Below are 20,265 nucleotides of genomic sequence, written 5' to 3'. Positions count from 1 at the left end.
ATGTCGTTGAACCCTGATATCGCTGCATTCCTGGAACTGGTGGGCAATGGCCGCGCCAGTGGCAAACGCGTGCCCATGCACCAGATGAGCCCGGACCAGGCCCGTGAACAATTCGATCAGTCGTCGCAGTTGATGGATGCCGGTGGCGAGGCACTGGAGGTGGTCGAGCCCCTGCACATTGCAACCCGCGACGGTGCCCGGCTGGCAGCCCGGCTGTACAGCCGGCGCCCGCTGGAGCAAGGGCTGGTCCGACCGGCGCTGCTGTATTTCCATGGGGGCGGCTATGTGGTCGGCAGCCTCGATTCCCATGATTCACTGTGCCGCAACCTGGCGGCGATGGCCGACTGCGTGGTGGTGTCGGTGGCTTATCGACGGGCGCCGGAGTTTCGTTTTCCCACCGCCGTCGAGGATGCCCTGGACGCCTGGACGTGGCTGGTGGCCGAATCGGACAGGCTCGGCATCGATACCCGGCGCCTGGCCGTGGGCGGCGACAGCGTCGGCGGCAGCCTGGCCACGGTGCTGGCGACGCAGCCGCTGGACACCGCGCCGCTGTTGCAGGTGCTGATCTATCCGGTGACGGATGCCAGCCGCAGCAGGCCGTCCATCGAGCGCTACGGTGAAGGTCATTTGCTGGAAAAGGCATCGTTGGAATGGTTCTACAACCATTACCAACGCGACGCCACCGACCGCCACGACCCGCGCTTCTCACCGCTGCTGGGCGAGATCCCGCCGAACCTGCCGCCGGTGCTGCTGATCCTCGCCGAATGCGACCCTCTGCATGACGAAGGCGTGGCGTATGCGCAGCACCTGCAACAGGCCGGGGTGGCAGTTGAGCTCAAGGTGTATGCCGGCATGACCCATGACTTCATCCGCATGGGCGCCATCGTCGACGACGCCGAAGAGGCTCAGCAACACATCGCCCAACGATTGAGGGCAGTGTTTGCTCACTGATAAACATCACCTGAACAGACAGACCGCTTTCGCGAGCAAGCCCGCTCCCACCATTAAATGGGGGATGTCCATAAAATCTGCGCCTGGCAAAGGTCCCTGTGGGAGCGGGCTTGCCCGCGAAGGCGCCCGCCCAGCCAACATCACCGGTCCAGGCAGACCGTTTTCGCGAGCAAGCCCGCTCCCACCATTAAATGGGGGATGTCCATAAAACCTGCGCCTGGCAAAGGTCCCTGTGGGAGCGGGCTTGCCCGCGAAGGCGCCGGCCCAGCCAACATCACCGGTCCAGACAGACCGCTTTCGCGAGCAAGCCCGCTCCCACCATTAAATGGGGGATGTCCATAAAACCTGCGCCTGGCAAAGATCCCCGTGGGAGCGGGCTTGCCCGCGAAGGCGCCCGCCCAGCCAACATCACCGGTCCAGACAGGCCGCTTTCGCGAGCAAGCTCGGTCCCACCATTGGATTGGGGTGAGTTCCGAGTTTTGTTGCCCCCGGCTACCCATTGGGAACCGGGGGCGGTCCCCGGTCAGAGTACCGAGGCGGTCTGTGGCAGTTTCGGTTGGCGGTACAGGTCCAGCAGGACCTGGTCCAGTACGGACGAAGCGCCCCAGGGTTTGGGGTCGTTAAGGATGGCTACCACGGCCCAGGTGTTGCCGTTGATGTCACGGCTGAAGCCGGCAATGGCGCGGACGGTGTTCAGGGTGCCGGTCTTGACGTGGGCTTCGCCGGCCATGGCGGTGGTCTTGAGGCGCTTGCGCATGGTGCCGTCGGTGCCGGCGATTGGCATCGAGCTGATGTACTCGGCGGCATAAGGGCTGCGCCAGGCGGCTTGCAGCATCGCCGCCATTTCCCGGGCGCTGACACGTTCGGCGCGGGACAGGCCGGAGCCGTTCTCCATCACCAGGTGTGGCGCGGTGATGCCTTTCTTGGCCAGCCACTGGCGCACGACCCGCTGCGCGGCCTTGGCGTCGTCACCGTCGGCTTCGTTGCGAAACTGCGCGCCGAGGCTCAGGAACAACTGCTGGGCCATGGTGTTGTTACTGTATTTGTTGATGTCACGGATGATTTCCGCGAGGTCCGGCGAGAAGGCCCGGGCCAGCAGCTTTGCACCGCCCGGAGTCGCGGCGAGGCGATCCTTGCCCTGGATGCTGCCGCCCAGTTCCTTCCAGATGGCTCGCACGGCGCCAGCGGTGTAGGTGGCGTGGTCCAGCAGCGACAGGTAGGTCTGGGAGCTGCACCCCTCGCCGAGCTGGCCGCCGACAGTCACGGTCACGCTGCCGTCCGCCTGGGGCACCGGGTTGTAGCGCACGCCGCCGGTGCATTGCTTGCCGTTGACGGCCTTGACCTGGTTGTCGATGCGAATGCTGGCGATCGGCGGTTCCACCGACACCAGCACCCGGCCGGCGTCATTGCGGGCGACGAAACGCAGGGCCTTGAGGTTGACCAGCAGGGCGTCGGGCTTGACCAGGAACGGTTTGTTCTCGTCGTTGCCGTCGTCGTTGAACTCCGGCAGTTGCGGCTGGATGAAGAAACCGCGGTCCAGCACCAGGTCGCCGGTGACCTGCTGTACGCCATTGGCCCGCAGGTCGCGCATCAGCAGCCAGAGTTTTTCCATGTTCAGCTTGGGGTCGCCGCCGCCCTTGAGGTACAGGTTGCCGTTGAGGATCCCGCTGTTGAGGGTGCCGTCGGTGTAGAACTCGGTTTTCCACTGATGATTGGGGCCGAGCATCTCCAGGGCCGCGTAGGTGGTCACCAGTTTCATGGTGGACGCCGGGTTGACCGAGACGTCGGCGTTATAGACGGTCGGGGTGCCGGGGCCGTTGAGCGGCACCATCACCAGGGACAAGGCGTTGTCTTGCAGTTTGCTGGTCTTGAGGGCCTTCTGCACGTTGGGTGACAAGGCGGTGTTGATCGTGGCGGCGCTGGTGGAAACAGGGAGGGCCAGGGGAAGAAGAAGGCTGGCCAGAAGCAATGGACGCAAAGATTTGATCATTTGAAATAAAACCCTACAGGCGAGGGGGAAAAGACGAGGACATGAAAATGAACGCCCTCAACGGTCATGAAAGTGTCGGCATTATGCCCCAAGCTGCAACGGCTTGGCCCGTACCCTGGCCCTTCGCGACGCTATTTTTTACCGACGGTAGGTCGATCCCCCCGAACAGTCGGGCAATTGATGCACCAAACTGGTAAAGTGCCGGCCGTTATTACTTAAGAGGATTGTTCCAATGGCGACTAACCGTTCCCAGCGTCTGCGCAAAAAACTGTGCGTGGATGAATTTCAAGAGCTGGGTTTCGAATTGAACCTGGATTTCAAAGAAGATCTGGCCGACGAGGCTATTGACGCTTTCCTCGACGCTTTCTTGAAACAAGCCATGGAAGCCAATGGCCTGGGCTACGTGGGCGGCGACGACTACGGTCTGGTTTGCCTGCAGAAGCGTGGCTCGGTTTCCGAAGAGCAGCGTGCGGCCGTCGAGGCCTGGCTCAAGGCGCGTCCTGAGCTGACCAGCGTTGAAGTCAGCCCGCTGATGGACGTGTGGTACCCGGAAAAGCCGATCAACGCCAAGGCGTGATGATCTGAGCCGGCAACCCTTCGGGGTGCCGGCTTTTTTGTGCCTGCTTATCGGGTGATTGCCAGGCCGCCTTCGCGAGCAAACCCGCGCCCACAGGGGCATGCGAACGACACAAATCCAATGTGGGAGCGAGCTTGCTCGCGAAGCTTTCAGAGGCAATCAGGCCTTGCGCCAATTGAGGATCAGCAAGGTCAACACCCCCGCCACGATCCCCCAGAACGCCGACCCGATGGAAAACAGCGTCAACCCCGACGCGGTGACCATGAACGTCACCAGCGCCGCTTCCCGTTCCCGGGCTTCGCTCATGGCGATGGTCAAGCCATTGATGATCGAGCCGAACAATGCCAGGGCCGCGATGGACAGCACCAGTTCCTTGGGCAACGCCGCGAACAACGCCGCCAGCGTGGCGCCGAACACCCCGGCAATGCCGTAGAAAATCCCGCACCAGAGCGCCGCCGTGTAGCGCTTGTCGCGATCCTCGTGGGCGTGCGGGCCGGTGCAGATGGCGGCGCTGATGGCTGCCAGGTTGATGCCGTGGGAGCCGAACGGTGCCAACAGCAGCGAGGCAATGCCGGTGCTGGTGATCAGCGGCGAGGCTGGAACGTTGTAGCCGTCGGCCCGCAGCACGGCGATGCCGGGCATGTTCTGCGAGGTCATCGCCACGACGAACAGGGGGATGCCGATGCTGATGGTGGCGGCCAGGGAGAAGTGCGGCGTGGTCCAGACCGGTGTCGCGACTTCCAGGGCAAACCCGCTGAAATCCAGCAGCCCGAGCAGGCCGGACAAGGCCGTGCCCACCAGCAGCGCGGCCAGCACCGCGTAGCGCGGCGACAGGCGCTTGACGATCAGGTAAGTGAAGAACATCCCCAGGACCAGGCCGGTGCGATGCTGGGTGGCGACGAAGATCTCGCTGCCGATCTTGAACAGGATGCCTGCGAGCAGGGCTGCCGCCAGGGACGCCGGGATGCGCTTGACCAGGCGCTCGAAACTGCCGGTCAGGCCGCAGATCGTCACCAGCACCGCGCAGGTGATGTAGGCACCGATGGCCTCGCCGTAGCTCACGCCGCCCAGGCTGGTGATCAACAGCGCCGCGCCGGGTGTCGACCAGGCAATGGTGATCGGCGTGCGATAGCGCAGCGAAAGGCCGATGGTGCACACGGCCATGCCGATGGAAATCGCCCAGATCCACGATGAAATCTGCCCGCTGGTCAACCCTGCTGCCTGCCCGGCCTGGAACATCAGCACCAGGGAGCTGGTGTAGCCGGTCATCATGGCAATGAACCCGGCGACGACGGCCGATGGCGATGTGTCGGCGAGCGGACGAAGTGGCGTAGTCGTGACTTCGGTCATAGCGGGCGATGATCCTTGTTATAAATTTGGCAAAGCCTGGAACAACCCTGTGGCGAAGGAGCAAGCGCCCTCGCCACAGGGTTGCGGTTTAAGCCTAAACTCAACCCCGTGAGCGATTGCAATACAGCCAGGCCCGCAAACAGCCGTACAGTCGTGTTGCCATCAGAGGTTGTGTACAATCGAGGTGTTTTTTACGCGATACTTGCCAGCGACCGGCTGTGCCGTATTACAGTCACGGTCAATTCGCCGCAGTTCTCCCGACTCGAGTGCCCATGAACGAACAGTTGCAGCCCCTCAAGAAACAACCGCGAGCCGGTAAGGCCGGTCGCAGCGGTACCCAGGACGATATCGTCTATGCGCATATCTTCGAGGCCATTCTCGAACAACGCTTGGCGCCCGGTACAAAGCTGAGCGAAGAGGCACTGGGGGAGATTTTCGGGGTCAGCCGCACGATCATTCGTCGGGCGTTGTCGCGCCTGGCCCATGAAGGGGTGGTGCTGCTGCGGCCCAACCGCGGCGCCGTGGTCGCCAGCCCGAGTGTCGAGGAGGCTCGCCAGGTGTTCATGGCCCGGCGCCTGGTGGAGCGGGCTATCACCGAACTGGCGGTGCAGCATGCCACCGCCGAGCAGCTTGCCGAGCTGCGGCAGATGGTCAACGACGAGCGCGACAGTTTTTCCCGGGGCGACCGTGGCGCCGGCATCCGCCTGTCGGGCGAATTCCACCTCAAGCTGGCCGAAGCGGCAAAGAATGCGCCGTTGATCAGCTTCCAGCGCAGCCTGGTGTCCCAGACCTCGCTGATCATTGCCCAGTACGAAAGCGGCAACCGTTCCCACTGCTCCTATGACGAGCACACCCAGTTGATCGACGCCATCGAGGCGCGCGACGCGACGCTGGCGGTGGACCTGATGATGCACCACATGGACCACATCGACAGCAAGCTCAACCTCGACGAAGAAAGCGCCTCGGACGACCTGCACGCGGTGTTCTCGCACCTGTTGCAGAGCAAGAAGCCAGGACGGTCGACGGCCAAGCTCTGATTGAGTTGAGTCAGCGGCACCGAGTTCCCCCCTTCGCGAGCAAGCCCGCTCCCGCATTCGACCGTGTTGTCATGACATACGCGGATCAAATGTGGGAGCGGGCTTGCTCGCGAAAGCGGTGTAACAGGCGAAGGAAATCTACCGCTGATGCACCAATTTACCGGCCGCGTAAGTCTGCATCACCGTCCGGTCATCCCCCAGGGTCATCAGCACGAACAACCGCTCGGCAATGTCGTTGGCCTGTTTCAGGCGATAGCCCAGCAGTGGCGTCGCGTTGTAGTCCAGTACCAGGAAATCCGCATCGGTGCCCGGCTGCAAGGTCCCGATCCGCTCTTCCAGGCGCAGTGCCCTGGCGCCGCCGAGTGTCGCCAGGTACAGCGACTTGAACGGGCTCAACCGCGCACCCTGCAACTGCATCACCTTGTAAGCTTCGTTCAGCGTGTGCAGCAGTGAAAAACTGGTGCCACCCCCCACGTCGGTGCCCAGGCCGACGTTCACCTTGTGCTTCTCGGCCATGGGCAGGTTGAACAGGCCGCTGCCCAGGAAGAAGTTCGACGTCGGGCAGAAGGCGATGGCCGAACCGGTTTCGGCCAGGCGTGCGCATTCGTCGTCGCACAGATGCACGCCGTGGGCGAACACCGAGCGCTCGCCCAGCAGTTGGTAGTGGTCGTAGACGTCCAGGTAACCCTTGCGCTCGGGAAACAGCGCCTTGACCCATTGCACTTCCTGCAGGTTTTCACTGATGTGGGTCTGCATGTACAGGTCGGGGTACTCGCTCAGCAACTGCCCGGCCAGCGTCAATTGTTCCGGGGTGCTGGTGGGGGCGAAGCGGGGCGTCACGGCGTAGTGCAGGCGGCCCTTGCCGTGCCAGCGCTCGATCAACGCCTTGCTCTCGGTGTAGCTGGATTCGGCGGTGTCGGTCAGGTAATCCGGGGCGTTGCGGTCCATCATCACTTTGCCGGCGATCATCCGCAGGTCCAGCTTCTGGGCCACTTCGAAGAAGGCATTCACCGACTGTGGGTGCACGCTGCCGAACACCAGCGCCGTAGTGGTGCCATTGCGCAGCAGTTCCTTGACGAAAAGATCGGCCACGGCCGCGGCATGGGCCGGGTCGGCGAACTGGCTTTCGCAGGGGAAGGTGTAGGTGTTGAGCCAGTCCAGCAATTGCTCGCCATAGGCGCCCACCATGCCGGTTTGCGGCAGGTGGATGTGGGTGTCGATGAAGCCGGGGGTGATCAGCGCGTCGGGGTAATGGTTGATCTCGATGTCCGCGGCCAGGGTCGGCAACAGGTCATGGGCGTGGCCGATGGCGCTGATCTGGCCGTTTTCCACCACCAGCAGGCCGTCTTCGAAATACTCATAGGAGGCTTCGATCCCTACTTCGGCCGGGTCGGCGAGGCTGTGGAGCAGGGCGGCGCGGTAGGCTTTGCGTGTCAGGGGCATGAAAGGTTTCTCAATGAAGAATCAACGGTTGGCCTGGCTGCGGCGCGAGGCCGGCAGCAGCTTGGCGATCGGTTCGGCGCGCGCGGTGTGCTGGCCGAAGTCGGCGTTATAGGTGGCGATGATTTCGCCGGCGATGGAGATGGCGATTTCCACAGGCAGCTTGCCTTTGACTTCGCCGATGCCCATCGGGCAACGTAGGCGTTGCAAGGTGCCGCTGTCGAAGCCGCGATCGCGCAGGCGATGTTCGAACTTGACCCGCTTGGTCTTCGAACCGATCAGGCCGAAGTAGGCGAAGTCGTTGCGCTTGAGGATCGCGGCGCTCAGTTCCAGGTCGAGCGCGTGGTTGTGGGTCATGACGATGCAGTAGCTGCCGGCGGGCAGTTCGTCGACTTCATCCAGTGGCTCTTCGGTGACGATCTTGCGTACGCCGTGGGGCAAGTGTTCGGGGAATTCCGCCTCCCGCGAATCGATCCAGCGCACCTTGCAGGGCAGGCTCGCCAGCAACGGCACCAGGGCGCGGCCGACATGGCCGGCACCGAACACGGCAATCTGCGCCTGCACCTGGCCCATGGGTTCGAACAGCAGCACCGTTACGCCACCGCAGCACTGGCCGAGGCTGGCGCCGAGGCTGAAGCGTTCCAGGTGGGTAGCCTGCTGGCCGCTGGCAAGCATCTGCCGGGCGATTTCCATGGCCTTGTATTCCAGGTGCCCGCCGCCAATGGTGTCGAACGTCTGGCTGGCGCTGATGACCATCTTCGAACCGGCGTTGCGCGGCGTGGAGCCGAGCTCTTCGATGATGGTCACCAGCACGCAGGGTTCGCCGCGGGTTTGCAGGTCGGCGAGGGCGCTGATCCAGTTGTACATGTTCACCTCGACATCTTTGTTGTCTGTTCGGCGGCCTTCGCGAGCAAGCCCGCTCCCACACTTTGGAATACGTTTCCCTGTGGGAGCGGGCTTGCTCGCGAAGGCGGCGCTGCGGTCTACAGCGAAGCCAACTCGGTTTCAGCGGGTTCAGTCGCAACGACCTTCAACCCACGCATCTGCTCGCAACCCCACAACACCCGTTCCGGTGTCGCCGGCGCGTCGATCTTCGGCTGGTGCCGGTAATCCCCCAGGCTCGCCACGGCGTCCTTGATGGCGCACCAGGCGGCGATGCCGAGCATGAACGGCGGCTCGCCCACGGCCTTGGAGTGGAATACAGTGTCTTCGGGGTTCTTGCGGTTTTCTACCAGCTTGACCCGCAAATCGAGCGGCATGTCGGCCACGGCGGGGATCTTGTAGCTGGCCGGACCGTTGGTCATCAGCTTGCCCTTGTCGTTCCACACCAGCTCTTCCATGGTCAGCCAACCCATGCCCTGGATGAAGCCGCCTTCGACCTGGCCAATGTCGATGGCCGGGTTCAGCGAGGCACCGACGTCGTGGAGGATGTCGGTGCGCAGCATCTTGTATTCGCCGGTGAGGGTGTCGACGATCACCTCGGCGCACGCCGCGCCATAGGCGTAGTAGTAGAACGGCCGGCCACGGGCCTGGCTGCGGTCGTAGTAGATTTTCGGGGTCTTGTAGAAGCCGGTGCTCGACAGCGAGACCTGGGCGAAATAGGCCTGTTGGACCAACGCCTCGAAGGTCAGGATGTGATCGCGCACCCGCACATGGCCGTTGTGGAAGACCACGTCTTCCTCGCTGACCTTGTACTGCCGCGCGGCGAACTCCACCAGGCACCGCTTGATGATCTCGGCGGCATTCTGCGCCGCCTTGCCGTTGAGGTCGGCACCACTGGAGGCGGCGGTGGGCGAGGTGTTGGGGACCTTGTCGGTGTTGGTCGCGGTGATCTGTACCCGGTCCATTTCCACCTGGAACACTTCGGCCACCACTTGCGCGACCTTGGTGTTCAGGCCCTGGCCCATTTCGGTGCCGCCGTGGTTCAGGTGGATGCTGCCGTCGGTGTAGACGTGGATCAGGGCACCGGCCTGGTTGAGGAAGCTGGCGGTGAACGAAATACCGAACTTCACCGGCGTCAACGCCAGGCCCTTTTTCAGGATCGGGCTGTTGGCGTTGTAGCGCCGCACCGCTTCGCGGCGTTCGGCGTACTGGCTGCTTTCTTCCAGTTCGCGGGTCATTTCCTCGAGCATGTTGTGCTCGACGGTCTGGTAGTAGTGGGTGACGTTGCGCTCGGTCTTGCCGTAGTAGTTGGCCTTGCGCACGGCCAGTGGGTCGAGCGCCAGGTGCCGGGCGATGGCGTCCATGACTTCTTCGATGGCCACCATGCCTTGGGGACCGCCGAAGCCGCGGTAGGCGGTGTTCGAGGCGGTGTTGGTCTTGCAGCGATGGCCGTTGATGGTCGCGTCGCCCAGGTAATAGGCGTTGTCGGCATGGAACATCGCCCGGTCGACAATCGAGGCCGACAGGTCCGGCGAGCAGCCGCAGTTGCCGGCCAGTTCCAGGGCGATGCCGTGCAGGCGCCCGGTGCTGTCGAAGCCCACGTCGTATTCGATGTAGAACGGGTGGCGCTTGCCGGTCATCAGCATGTCTTCGACCCGCGGCAGGCGCATCTTGGTCGGCTGCCCGGTGAGGTGGGCGATCACCGCGCACAGGCAGGCCGGGCTGGCGGCCTGGGTTTCCTTGCCGCCGAAGCCGCCGCCCATGCGGCGCATGTCCACCACCACCTTGTTCATCGACACGCCCAGCACTTCGGCCACCAGCTTCTGCACTTCGGTGGGGTTCTGGGTGGAGCAGTAGACGATCATGCCGCCGTCTTCGGTGGGCATCACCGAGGAGATCTGGGTTTCCAGGTAGAAGTGTTCTTGCCCGCCGATGTGCAACGAGCCCTGGATGCGATGTTCGGCGCTCGCCAGTGCGCCGGCCGAGTCACCGCGCTGATGGGTGTGGCTGTCGAGCACGAAGTGGCGCTTGCGCAATGCTTGGACCACGTCCAGCACCGGTTCCAGGTCTTCATATTCGACGATGGCCGCCATGGCTGCCTTGCGTGCGGTTTCCAGGTCCCGGGCAGCGACGGCCAGCACCGGCTGGCCGACGAATTGCACATCGTCGATCGCCAGCAGCGGGTCGCCGGGCAGCAACGGGCCGATGTCCTTGAGGCCCGGGATGTCTTCGTGGGTGATGGCGATGCGCACGCCTTCGAAGGCATAGCAAGGCGTGGTGTCGATGCGCAGGATCCGTGCATGGGCACGGTCCGAGAGGCGCGCGTAGACGTGCAACTGGTTGGGGAATTCGAGGCGGTCGTCGATGTACTGCGCCTCGCCGGACACATGCTTGGCGGCGCTGTCGTGCTTGACGCTGCGGCCTACACCGGTGCTCAGGTCGCGGGCGAACAGCTCGGCCAGTTCGGCTTGGGTCTTCTCTACGGCGTGATGGTTAGACATAAGCGGTCACCCGAGTCTCGATGTGCGGCGTTTGCAGTTCGATGAAGTACTTGCGCAGTAGGTTGCGGGCGCTGAGCAGGCGGTATTCCTTGCTGGCGCGAAAGTCCGACAGAGGCGTGAAGTCCTCAGCCAGGGCCGCGCAGGCGCGTTCGACGGTGCTGTCGTTCCACGGCGCACCGATCAGCACGGCTTCGCAATGGGTGGCGCGCTTGGGGGTCGCGGCCATGCCGCCGAAGGCCACGCGGGCATCGCGGACCACGCCGTTGTCGATGCGCAGGTTGAACGCCGCGCAAACGGCGGAAATATCGTCGTCCAGGCGCTTGGACACCTTGTAGGCGCGGAACGCCTGCTCGGCGCTGGCCCGGGGCACGATGATCTTCTCGATGAACTCGCTTTCCTGGCGGGCGGTCACTCGGTAGTCGATGAAGTAGTCTTCCAGCGCCAGGGTGCGGCGGGTCTGGCCCTTGCACAGGACGATCTGCGCGCCGAGGGCGATCAGCAGGGGCGGCGAGTCGCCGATCGGCGAAGCGTTGCCAATGTTGCCGCCCAAGGTGCCCTGGTTGCGGATCTGCAAGGAGGCGAAGCGTTGCAGCAGGTCGCCAAAGTCCGGGTATTCGGCCTTCAGGGCTTCGTAGCAGTCGGACAGCGCGGTGGCGGCGCCGATCTCCAGGCGATCGTCGAACCGCTCGACGCGCTTGAGTTCGGCGACGTTGCCGACGTAGATCATCACCGGCAGGGTGCGGTGGAACTGGGTGACTTCCAACGCCAGGTCCGTGCCGCCCGCCAGCAGGCGCGCCTGGGGGTAGGCGTCATAGAGGTCGGCCAGGTCGGCCACGGTCAGGGGCACCAGGCAGCGCTTGTCGCCGCTGTTGAGTTCGCCGGTTTCGGTGGGGGCGATGGCTTTGAGGCGGGCGATGGTCTGGTCTTGGCGAGCGTCGAACTGATCCGGCTGGCTGGCGCAGCAGGCCTGTTCGGCGGCGGCCAGAATCGGCCGGTAGCCGGTGCAGCGACACAGGTTGCCGGCGAGGGCTTCATGGGCCTTGTGGGCGTCGGGTTGGGCGCTGTTCTTCTGCAGGGCGAACAGCGACATGACAAAGCCCGGCGTGCAGAAGCCGCATTGCGAGCCATGGCAATCGACCATCGCTTGCTGGACGCTGTGCAACTGGCCCTGGTGCTTGAGGTCTTCGACGCTGATCAGCTGTTTGCCATGCAGGGACGAGACGAACGTCAGGCATGAGTTGAGGCTGCGATAGCGCAGGCCTTCGCGGCCGTTGCCGTCGGTGTGCAGTTCGCCCACCACCACGGTGCACGCGCCACAGTCGCCGCTGGCGCAGCCTTCCTTGGTACCGGATTTGCCGAGGTGCTCGCGCAGGTAATTGAGCACGGTCAGGTTCGGGTCCAGGGCATGCTCGCTACGGAGCTCCTGGTTGAGTAAAAACTGGATCACGGAAGGCCTCGCAGACTCATTATTGTTGTATCGACGTGGGCCGAATTTAGCAGGTCTGACTTTTCGGTCAATGATTTTCTGACTTAAAGGTCAGGAAAATTCGGTTTGTCGATTTACAACGGGTGAATTGAGTATTGACCCTCGGGCCATACCCTGCTTTTTTTGCTTATATCGTGCCAAAACCCGGTACAGGCCCTGCGCCATGACGTAGTGAGTGCGCTACACTGCGCCGCTTGTGCAAATCGAAGAGTTTGAAGGAAAACCATGACGTTCAAGGCCCCGGACAGCCTCGCCGAGCAAATCGCCCACCATCTCGCCGAGCGCATCATTCGCGGTGAAATGAAGCCGGGAGAGCGCATCCAGGAGCAGAAGGTCACCCTGGCGCTCAATGTCAGCCGTGGGTCGGTCCGCGAGGCCTTGTTGATCCTGGAGCGGCGCCACCTGGTGGCGATCCTGCCGCGCCGTGGCGCCCACGTCACCGAACTCACTGAACACAAGGTGCGCAGCCTGTGCACGCTGATGAGCGAGCTGTACATCCTGCTGGGCAATGCCGTGGCCCATGGCTGGCAGCAACCGGCCGACATGGCGCCGTTCGTGGCGATCCAGCAGCGCCTGACGGACGCCTTCCAGCGCCAGGACATCCGCACCTTCGTCGATGAAAGCTTCAGCGTGATGCGCGCGGCGTACCCCTTTGCCAACAACCCGTACCTACAGGAAACCGTCGAGAACCTGCAACCGGCCATGAGCCGTGCCTATTTCCTGGCGCTGGACCAGCGCAAGGCCGAAATGAGCGAGTTCCTCGATTTGTTCCAGCGCCTGCTCGTCGCCGTGCTGGCCCGTGATTTGCCGCAGATCCGCATCGTGCTGACGGCCTACGCCCAGCGCAGTTGCGACCTGGTGGTTTCTGCCCTGACGGCGGCCTGACGTGCGACTCAAGTGCATCAAGCTGGCGGGGTTCAAGTCCTTCGTCGACCCGACGACGGTGAACTTCCCCAGTAACATGGCGGCGGTGGTCGGGCCCAATGGTTGCGGCAAGTCGAACATCATCGACGCCGTGCGCTGGGTGATGGGCGAGAGCTCGGCCAAGAACCTGCGCGGCGAGTCGATGACCGACGTCATCTTCAACGGCTCCACCAGCCGCAAGCCGGTCAGCCAGGCCAGCATCGAACTGGTGTTCGATAACTCCGACAGCACCCTGGTGGGCGAGTATGCGGCCTATGCGGAGATTTCCATTCGCCGCAAGGTCACGCGCGACAGCCAGAACAGTTACTTCCTGAACGGTGCCAAGTGTCGGCGCCGGGACATCACTGACATTTTCCTGGGGACCGGCTTGGGCCCGCGCAGCTACTCGATCATCGAGCAGGGCATGATCTCCAAGCTGATCGAGGCCAAGCCTGAAGACCTGCGCAACTTCATCGAAGAAGCCGCCGGTATTTCCAAATACAAGGAACGACGCCGGGAAACGGAAAACCGTATCCGCCGCACCCATGAAAACCTCGCCCGCCTGACCGACCTGCGCGAAGAGCTCGAACGGCAGCTCGAACGCTTGCACCGTCAGGCCGAGGCGGCCAAGAAGTACCAGGAATACAAGGGCGAGGAGCGTCAGCTCAAGGCCCAGCTCTCGGCCCTGCGCTGGCAGGCGTTGAACGAACAGGTCGGCCAGCGTGAGGCGGTCATCGGCAACCAGGAGGTCAGCTTCGAAGCGCTGGTGGCCGAGCAGCGCAACGCCGACGCGGCCATCGAACGGCTGCGGGACGGGCACCATGACCTGTCCGAGCGCTTCAATCTGGTGCAAGGACGCTTCTATTCCGTGGGCGGCGACATCGCTCGGGTCGAACAGAGCATCCAGCATGGCCAGCAGCGGCTGCGCCAGTTGCAGGATGACTTGAAGGAAGCCGAACGCGCGCGCCTGGAAACCGAGTCCCACCTGGGCCATGACCGCACGCTGCTGCTGACCCTTGGCGAAGAGCTGGAACGGCTCACGCCGGAGCAGGAAATCACCAGTGCCGCCGCCGAAGAAGCCGCCGCGGCCCTGGAAGAAGCCGAAGTGACCATGCACGGCTGGCAGGAACAGTGGGACAGCTTCAACCTGACTTCGGCCGAGCCACGCCGCCAGGCCGAGGTCCAGCAGTCACGCATCCAACAGTTGGAAACCAGCATGGAGCGCCTGGCCGAGCGCCAGCGCCGTTTGGCCGAAGAGCGCGCGTTGCTGGCGGCGGACCCGGAAGACGCGGCGATCCTGGACCTGAGCGAGCAACTGGCGACCAGTGAAGCCACCCTCGAAGACTTGCAGGCCAGCGAGGACGCCCAGGTCGAGCGCCTGGAGCAGTTGCGCCAGGCCTTGCAGGCGGCTTTGCACAACCAGCAGCAGGCCCAGGGCGAATTGCAGCGGCTCAATGGCCGTCTTGCCTCGCTGGAAGCCTTGCAGCAGGCCGCGCTGGACCCGGGCACGGGCACAGCCGAATGGCTGCGCGACCAGCACCTGGCCGAGCGGCCGCGCCTGGCCGAGGGCCTGAAGGTCGATGCCGGTTGGGAACTGGCGGTGGAGACCGTGCTGGGTGCCGATTTGCAAGCGGTGTTGGTGGACGATTTCGGCGGCTTCGACCTGTCGGGCTTCAGCCAGGGCGATTTGCGCCTGCTCAGCCCGGCGGGCGACGGGGTGCGCGTGCCCGGCAGCTTGCTGGACAAAGTCGAGGCCCAGGTCGACCTGTCGCCCTGGCTGGGCCAGGTCAAGCCGGTGGAGAGCCTCGAACAGGCGTTGGCGCTGCGAGGGCAACTGGCGCCGGGCGAGAGCCTGATCAGCCGCGACGGGTACTGGGTTGGCCGGCACTTTCTACGGGTGCGCCGGGCCAGCGAAGCCGAGAGCGGGATGCTCGCCCGTGGCCAGGAAATCCAGCGCCTGGGTGCCGAGCGTGAAGAGCGCGAGGCCAGCGTCGAAGCCCTGGAAAGCGAATTGCAGAACCTGCGGGCGCAACAGCGTCAGCAGGAGAACGGCCGCGAACACCTGCGACGGCTGTTGCAGGACGAAGCTCGCCAGCAGGGCGAACTGAAGGCTCAGTTGTCAGCGGGCAAGGCCAAGGTCGAACAACTGGCGCTGCGCCGCACGCGGCTTGAGGAAGAGATCGCCGAGCTGGGTGAGCAGCGGGCGCTGGAGCATGAACAGATCGGCGAGGCGCGCCTGCAATTGCAGGAAGCCCTCGATGCCATGGCCCAGGACACCGAGCAGCGCGAGTTGCTGCTGGCCCAGCGCGACAGCCTGCGTGAGCGCCTGGACCGGGTGCGCCAAGAGGCGCGGCAGCACAAGGATCACGCCCATCAACTGGCCGTGCGCCTGGGCTCGCTCAAGGCGCAGTACGATTCCACGCGCCAGGCGCTGGAACGCCTGGAAATGCAGTCCGAGCGCCTGACCGAAAAACGCGAGCAGTTGAGTCTCAACCTGGAGGAGGGCGAGGCGCCGCTGGAAGAGTTGCGCCTCAAGCTCGAAGAGTTGCTCGACAAGCGCATGACCGTCGACGAAGAACTCAAGACCGCGCAGATCGCCCTGGAAGACGCCGACCGCGAGCTGCGTGACGCCGAGAAGCGCCGCAGCCAGGCTGAGCAGCAATCCCAGTTGATCCGCACCCAGATGGAACAGCAACGCCTGGAATGGCAAGCCCTGACCGTGCGCCGCAAGGCCCTGCAGGACCAGTTGCTGGAGGATGGCTACGACCTCGACGGCGTGCTCGCTACCCTGGTGGCCGGCGCGAACGAGAAGGACGCCGAGGAAGAGCTCGAACGCATCGCCCAGCGCATCCAGCGCCTGGGCGCCATCAACCTGGCGGCCATCGACGAATACCAGCAGCAGTCCGAACGCAAACGCTACCTCGATGCGCAGAATGATGACCTGGTGGAAGCGCTGGAGACCCTGGAAAACGTCATTCGCAAGATCGACAAGGAAACCCGCAACCGCTTCAAGGATACCTTTGATCAGATCAACGGCGGTTTGCAGGCCCTTTTCCCAAAAGTTTTCGGTGGCGGCAGCGCGTACTTGGAACTGACGGGCGAAGATTTACTCGATACAGGGGTGACAATCATGGCGCGTCCTCCTGGCAAGAAGAACAGCACCATCCATTTGCTCTCCGGCGGCGAGAAGGCGTTGACCGCCCTGGCCCTGGTTTTTGCCATTTTCAAACTGAATCCGGCGCCGTTCTGCATGCTCGACGAAGTCGATGCACCCCTGGATGACGCTAACGTGGGCCGTTACGCACGGCTGGTGAAGGAAATGTCCGAAACGGTGCAGTTCATCTACATCACCCACAACAAGATCGCCATGGAAATGGCCGACCAGTTGATGGGCGTGACCATGCACGAGCCAGGTTGCTCGCGGCTGGTGGCAGTGGATGTGGAGGAGGCCATGGCAATGGTGGATGCGTGAAGGGTGGGCCTGTAGGGCATCTACTTGGAGCGCTGTAGGTATTTTTTACCCTGACGCCTTCACAGATTGGCACAAGGCCATGCGACAGACGGTGTAAAGTTATCTTTGGTCGTGCTAGTTTAATGTCAATTTTTCGTATGCGTGGGCAAAAGGCCATTCAGAACATAGAGTTGGCGCCACGTTTTAAAGCGGTTTGCAAATAGCTAAGCCCCTTATTTTTCAGCATTTTTATAGAGGCACGGGATTACATGGAAATCGGTCTGCGCGAGTGGCTGATCGTCATCGGCATCATTGTCATTGCCGGTATTCTTTTCGACGGCTGGCGCCGCATGCGCGGTGGCAAGGGGAAACTGAAGTTTCGCCTGGACCGCAGCCTGTCGAACCTGCCGGATGACGATGGCAACGCCGAACTGCTGGGCCCGCCCCGAGTGCTCGACACGCATAAAGAGCCACAGCTCGATGAGCACGACCTGCCGTCGATGAGCGCCCCGGTGCGCGAGCCCCGGGAGTCTGGCTCCAAGCGCGGCAAGCGCAACAGCGAGCCATCCCAGGGCGACCTGAACCTCAACCTGGACCTGGACGGCGGCCCGAGCCTGAACAGCCGTGACGACGACTTCCCGGACGAGAACAGGACATCGAACGCCGACAAGGATCAGGCCCAGGCCGAGGAAGTGCTGGTGATCAGCGTGATCTGCCGCGACCCGGCCGGCTTCAAGGGCCCGGCGCTGTTGCAGAACATCCTGGAAAGCGGCCTGCGTTTTGGCGAGATGGACATTTTCCATCGGCACGAGAGCATGGCCGGCAACGGCGAGGTGCTGTTCTCCATGGCCAACGCCGTCAAGCCGGGTGTATTCGACCTGGACGACATCGACCATTTCAGCACGCCGGCGGTGAGTTTCTTCCTCGGCCTGCCGGGCCCGCGTCATCCCAAGCAGGCCTTCGATGTGATGGTGGCCGCAGCCCGCAAGCTGTCCCAGGAGCTCAATGGCGAACTGAAGGATGACCAGCGCAGCGTGCTGACCGCCCAGACCATCGAGCACTACCGCCAGCGCATCGTCGAGTTCGAGCGTCGGGCGTTGACCCAGAAGCGCTGAAGTCATCAGAGACGTGTAGCTGAGGGACTTTTGTGGCGAGGGGATAGATCCCCTCGCCACAGGTTCTGTATGGGTAGGTTCGGGTGCGAACTGCCGACGATTTTAAAAGATTGAGCAGCCTAGGCTGCTCTTTTGCTTTATGAGAGAACACTATGAAAGCCGCTGAAACCCGCATCCTAGAGCTGCGCACCGAACTGGATCAGCACAATTACCGCTACCACGTCCTCGATGAGCCGAGTATTCCGGACGCCGAGTACGACCGCCTGTTCCACGAGCTCAAGGCCCTGGAAGAGCAACACCCGGAGCTGGTGACCAGCGACTCCCCGACCCAGCGGGTGGGCAGCGTGGCGCTGTCGGCGTTCAGCCAGGTGCGGCACGAGATCCCGATGCTCAGCCTGGGCAACGCCTTCGACGAAACCACGATGCGCGAATTCGACCGCCGGGTGACCGAAGGCCTCGATTTGCCGATGGGCGATCTGCTGGGTAGCGGGGCGGCGGTGGAGTACAGCTGCGAACCCAAGCTCGATGGTCTGGCGGTCAGTCTGTTGTACCAGGATGGCGTGCTGGTGCGCGGTGCCACGCGCGGTGATGGCACCACCGGCGAAGACATCAGCGTCAATGTGCGCACCGTGCGCAACATCCCGCTCAAGTTGCAGGGCAGCGGCTGGCCGCCGGTGCTGGAGGTGCGTGGCGAGGTGTACATGTCCAAGGCCGGCTTCGAGCGCCTCAATGCCTCGCAGCTGGAGGTGGGTGGCAAGACCTTCGCCAACCCGCGCAACGCGGCGGCGGGCAGCTTGCGACAACTGGACTCGAAGATCACTGCCAACCGTCCCCTGGAATTCTGCTGCTACGGCATTGGCCAGGTCAGTCGCGACATCGCCGACACGCACATCGGCAATCTCAAGCAGCTCAAGGCCTGGGGCATGCCCATCAGTCGCGAGCTGAAGCTGGCCCATGGCATCGATGAGTGCCTGGACTACTACCGCGACATCGGCGAGCGGCGCAACGCACTGCCCTACGAGATCGACGGCGTGGTGTTCAAGGTCAACAGCATCGCCTCCCAGCGCGAACTCGGTTTTCGCGCCCGTGAGCCACGTTGGGCGATCGCCCATAAATTCCCGGCCAGTGAAGAGCTCACCGAACTGCTGGACGTCGAGTTCCAGGTCGGTCGCACCGGCGCGGTCACGCCCGTGGCCCGGCTCAAACCGGTGAAAGTGGCTGGCGTGACCGTGGCCAACGCCACGCTGCACAACATGGACGAAGTGGCGCGGCTGGGCCTGATGATCGGCGACACGGTGATCATCCGTCGCGCCGGTGACGTGATCCCGCAGGTGGTGCAAGTCGTCACCGAGCGGCGTCCGGAACATGCCCGCCCGGTGGAAATCCCCCAGCAGTGTCCGGTGTGCGGTTCCCATGTGGAGCGCACGCAACTGATCAAGCGCAGCAAAGGCCGTGAGACCATCAGCGAAGGCGCGGTGTACCGCTGCGTGGGTCGCCTGGCGTGCGGGGCGCAGCTCAAGCAGGCGATCATCCATTTCGTCTCGCGCCGGGCCATGGACATCGAAGGCCTGGGCGAGAAGAGCGTCGAGCAGTTGGTGGATGAAGGCCTGGTGGGGTCGCCGGCGGATTTGTATGCGCTGACGTTCGAGCAGGTGGTCGATCTGGAAGGCTTCGCCGAGCTGTCGAGCAAGAACCTGCTGGCGGCGATTGCCGACAGCAAGAAACCGAGCCTGGCGCGTTTCGTCTACGCGCTGGGCATCCCGGACGTGGGCGAGGAAACCGCCAAGGTCCTGGCGCGCTCCCTCGGCTCCCTGGAGCGCGTCCAGGCGGCCCTGCCGCAAGTGCTCACCTACCTGCCGGATATCGGCCTGGAAGTGGCCCACGAGATCCACAGCTTCTTCGAAGACCCGCATAACCGCCAGGTGATCAAGGACCTGCTGCGCCATGGCCTGGACATTCAGGATCAGGGCGAGCTGGGCGCCGAGTTCTCTGCCAGTACCACCCTCGGTGGCTTCCTCGACAAGTTGCACGTGCCGTCGGTCGGGCCGGGCGGGGCGCAGAAACTGGCGGATAAGTTCGGTTCGCTCGAAGCAGTCATGGACGCCGACTGGCTGGACATGCGCCAGGCGTTGCCGGAAAAACAGGCCAACGCCGTGCGCGAGTTTTTCGCCATCGCCGAGAATCGCCAGCAAGCGCAGGCCGCCGAGCAGCAGTTGCGCGATTTCGGCATGCATTGGCAGAGCGAGAAGAAAGTCGTCGAAGGGTTGCCCGAGGCGGGTCACACCTGGGTGTTGACCGGTTCGCTGGAACTGATGAGTCGCGACGTCGCCAAGGAGAAGCTGGAGGGGCTGGGGGCCAAGGTCGCCGGTTCCGTGTCGGCGAAGACCCATTGTGTCGTGGCCGGGCCGGGCGCGGGTTCGAAGTTGACCAAGGCCAATGAGCTGGGGCTCAAGGTGCTGGATGAAGAAGCGTTTGTTGCGTTTCTTGGCCAGCATGGCATCACGGTCTAGCTGGCAGCGACCGGGGTGGCTGTGCCGCCCAGCGGGAGCGAGCTTCCTCGCCACGGGAACGATCGGGGGATG

General features: G+C 63.5%; 13 protein-coding genes. 7 read left to right on the top strand and 6 right to left on the bottom strand.

Annotated elements, in window-relative coordinates:
• Complete coding sequence (locus KI241_RS18470; RefSeq protein WP_212802850.1) at positions 1 to 951, top strand: alpha/beta hydrolase; 951 nt, start codon at positions 1 to 3, stop codon at positions 949 to 951.
• 523 nt (positions 952 to 1,474) lie between these two features.
• Here the strand turns inward: KI241_RS18470 and dacB are convergent.
• Complete coding sequence (dacB, locus tag KI241_RS18465) at positions 1,475 to 2,941, bottom strand: D-alanyl-D-alanine carboxypeptidase/D-alanyl-D-alanine-endopeptidase (protein WP_212802849.1); 1,467 nt, start codon at positions 2,939 to 2,941, stop codon at positions 1,475 to 1,477.
• Between the two features lie 232 nt (positions 2,942 to 3,173).
• On the opposite strand from dacB, the gene KI241_RS18460 reads away from it, so the two are divergent.
• Positions 3,174 to 3,518, top strand: a complete 345-nt coding sequence (locus KI241_RS18460) for a YggL family protein (protein WP_042728048.1) — start codon at positions 3,174 to 3,176, stop codon at positions 3,516 to 3,518.
• Positions 3,519 to 3,677: 159 nt separating this feature from the next.
• On the opposite strand, the gene KI241_RS18455 is transcribed toward KI241_RS18460, so the two are convergent.
• Positions 3,678 to 4,868: a benzoate/H(+) symporter BenE family transporter gene (locus KI241_RS18455; RefSeq protein WP_047737812.1), complete on the bottom strand. Its 1,191-nt coding sequence runs from the start codon at positions 4,866 to 4,868 to the stop codon at positions 3,678 to 3,680.
• Between the two features lie 272 nt (positions 4,869 to 5,140).
• On the opposite strand from KI241_RS18455, the gene KI241_RS18450 reads away from it, so the two are divergent.
• Positions 5,141 to 5,905: a GntR family transcriptional regulator gene (locus KI241_RS18450; RefSeq protein ID WP_042728046.1), complete on the top strand. Its 765-nt coding sequence runs from the start codon at positions 5,141 to 5,143 to the stop codon at positions 5,903 to 5,905.
• Positions 5,906 to 6,043: 138 nt separating this feature from the next.
• Here KI241_RS18450 and guaD read toward each other — a convergent pair whose 3' ends face one another.
• The 4 genes from guaD to xdhA form a co-directional block, all read right to left on the bottom strand.
• The gene (guaD, locus tag KI241_RS18445; protein WP_042728045.1) at positions 6,044 to 7,348 is read right to left on the bottom strand and encodes a guanine deaminase; all 1,305 of its coding nucleotides are present in this window, start codon (positions 7,346 to 7,348) and stop codon (positions 6,044 to 6,046) included.
• A 21-nt stretch (positions 7,349 to 7,369) separates the two neighbouring features.
• Positions 7,370 to 8,212 (bottom strand): xanthine dehydrogenase accessory protein XdhC, encoded by an 843-nt coding sequence (gene xdhC, locus KI241_RS18440; RefSeq protein WP_042728053.1) that lies wholly within the window; start codon positions 8,210 to 8,212, stop codon positions 7,370 to 7,372.
• 116 nt (positions 8,213 to 8,328) lie between these two features.
• Positions 8,329 to 10,728: a xanthine dehydrogenase molybdopterin binding subunit gene (xdhB, locus tag KI241_RS18435; protein WP_212802848.1), complete on the bottom strand. Its 2,400-nt coding sequence runs from the start codon at positions 10,726 to 10,728 to the stop codon at positions 8,329 to 8,331.
• Positions 10,721 to 12,175, bottom strand: coding sequence for a xanthine dehydrogenase small subunit (xdhA, locus tag KI241_RS18430; RefSeq protein WP_212802847.1), 1,455 nt, complete (start codon positions 12,173 to 12,175; stop codon positions 10,721 to 10,723). The genes xdhB and xdhA overlap by 8 nt, the downstream gene beginning before the upstream one ends.
• Positions 12,176 to 12,439: 264 nt before the next feature.
• Here xdhA and KI241_RS18425 point away from each other — a divergent pair, with 264 nt between their 5' ends.
• The 4 genes from KI241_RS18425 (at position 12,440) to ligA (ending at position 20,193) form a co-directional block, all read left to right on the top strand.
• Positions 12,440 to 13,099: a GntR family transcriptional regulator gene (locus KI241_RS18425; protein ID WP_042728042.1), complete on the top strand. Its 660-nt coding sequence runs from the start codon at positions 12,440 to 12,442 to the stop codon at positions 13,097 to 13,099.
• A 1-nt stretch (position 13,100) separates the two neighbouring features.
• Positions 13,101 to 16,589, top strand: coding sequence for a chromosome segregation protein SMC (smc, locus tag KI241_RS18420; RefSeq protein WP_212802846.1), 3,489 nt, complete (start codon positions 13,101 to 13,103; stop codon positions 16,587 to 16,589).
• 248 nt (positions 16,590 to 16,837) lie between these two features.
• Positions 16,838 to 17,683: a cell division protein ZipA gene (gene zipA / locus KI241_RS18415; RefSeq protein WP_042728040.1), complete on the top strand. Its 846-nt coding sequence runs from the start codon at positions 16,838 to 16,840 to the stop codon at positions 17,681 to 17,683.
• Between the two features lie 152 nt (positions 17,684 to 17,835).
• The gene (ligA, locus tag KI241_RS18410; RefSeq protein ID WP_042728039.1) at positions 17,836 to 20,193 is read left to right on the top strand and encodes an NAD-dependent DNA ligase LigA; all 2,358 of its coding nucleotides are present in this window, start codon (positions 17,836 to 17,838) and stop codon (positions 20,191 to 20,193) included.
• The last annotated feature ends 72 nt before the right edge of the window (positions 20,194 to 20,265 follow it).

The sequence above is a fragment of the Pseudomonas sp. Cab53 genome (assembly GCF_018325965.1).
In the GTDB taxonomy this organism is placed as follows: Bacteria; Pseudomonadota; Gammaproteobacteria; order Pseudomonadales; family Pseudomonadaceae; genus Aquipseudomonas; species Aquipseudomonas chlororaphis_E.
Note: the sequence above shows the minus strand (reverse complement) of the source record. Positions and strands in the feature narration are given on the sequence as shown.

Excerpts from the sequence above, each read along its gene's own strand:
- KI241_RS18470 (WP_212802850.1), top strand. The coding sequence starts at position 1 with ATGTCGTTGAACCCTGATATCGCTGCATTCCTGGAACTGGTGGGCAAT.
- dacB (WP_212802849.1), bottom strand. The coding sequence starts at position 2,941 with ATGATCAAATCTTTGCGTCCATTGCTTCTGGCCAGCCTTCTTCTTCCC.
- KI241_RS18460 (WP_042728048.1), top strand. The coding sequence starts at position 3,174 with ATGGCGACTAACCGTTCCCAGCGTCTGCGCAAAAAACTGTGCGTGGAT.
- KI241_RS18455 (WP_047737812.1), bottom strand. The coding sequence starts at position 4,868 with ATGACCGAAGTCACGACTACGCCACTTCGTCCGCTCGCCGACACATCG.
- KI241_RS18450 (WP_042728046.1), top strand. The coding sequence starts at position 5,141 with ATGAACGAACAGTTGCAGCCCCTCAAGAAACAACCGCGAGCCGGTAAG.
- guaD (WP_042728045.1), bottom strand. The coding sequence starts at position 7,348 with ATGCCCCTGACACGCAAAGCCTACCGCGCCGCCCTGCTCCACAGCCTC.
- xdhC (WP_042728053.1), bottom strand. The coding sequence starts at position 8,212 with ATGTACAACTGGATCAGCGCCCTCGCCGACCTGCAAACCCGCGGCGAA.
- xdhB (WP_212802848.1), bottom strand. The coding sequence starts at position 10,728 with ATGTCTAACCATCACGCCGTAGAGAAGACCCAAGCCGAACTGGCCGAG.
- KI241_RS18425 (WP_042728042.1), top strand. The coding sequence starts at position 12,440 with ATGACGTTCAAGGCCCCGGACAGCCTCGCCGAGCAAATCGCCCACCAT.
- zipA (WP_042728040.1), top strand. The coding sequence starts at position 16,838 with ATGGAAATCGGTCTGCGCGAGTGGCTGATCGTCATCGGCATCATTGTC.
- ligA (WP_042728039.1), top strand. The coding sequence starts at position 17,836 with ATGAAAGCCGCTGAAACCCGCATCCTAGAGCTGCGCACCGAACTGGAT.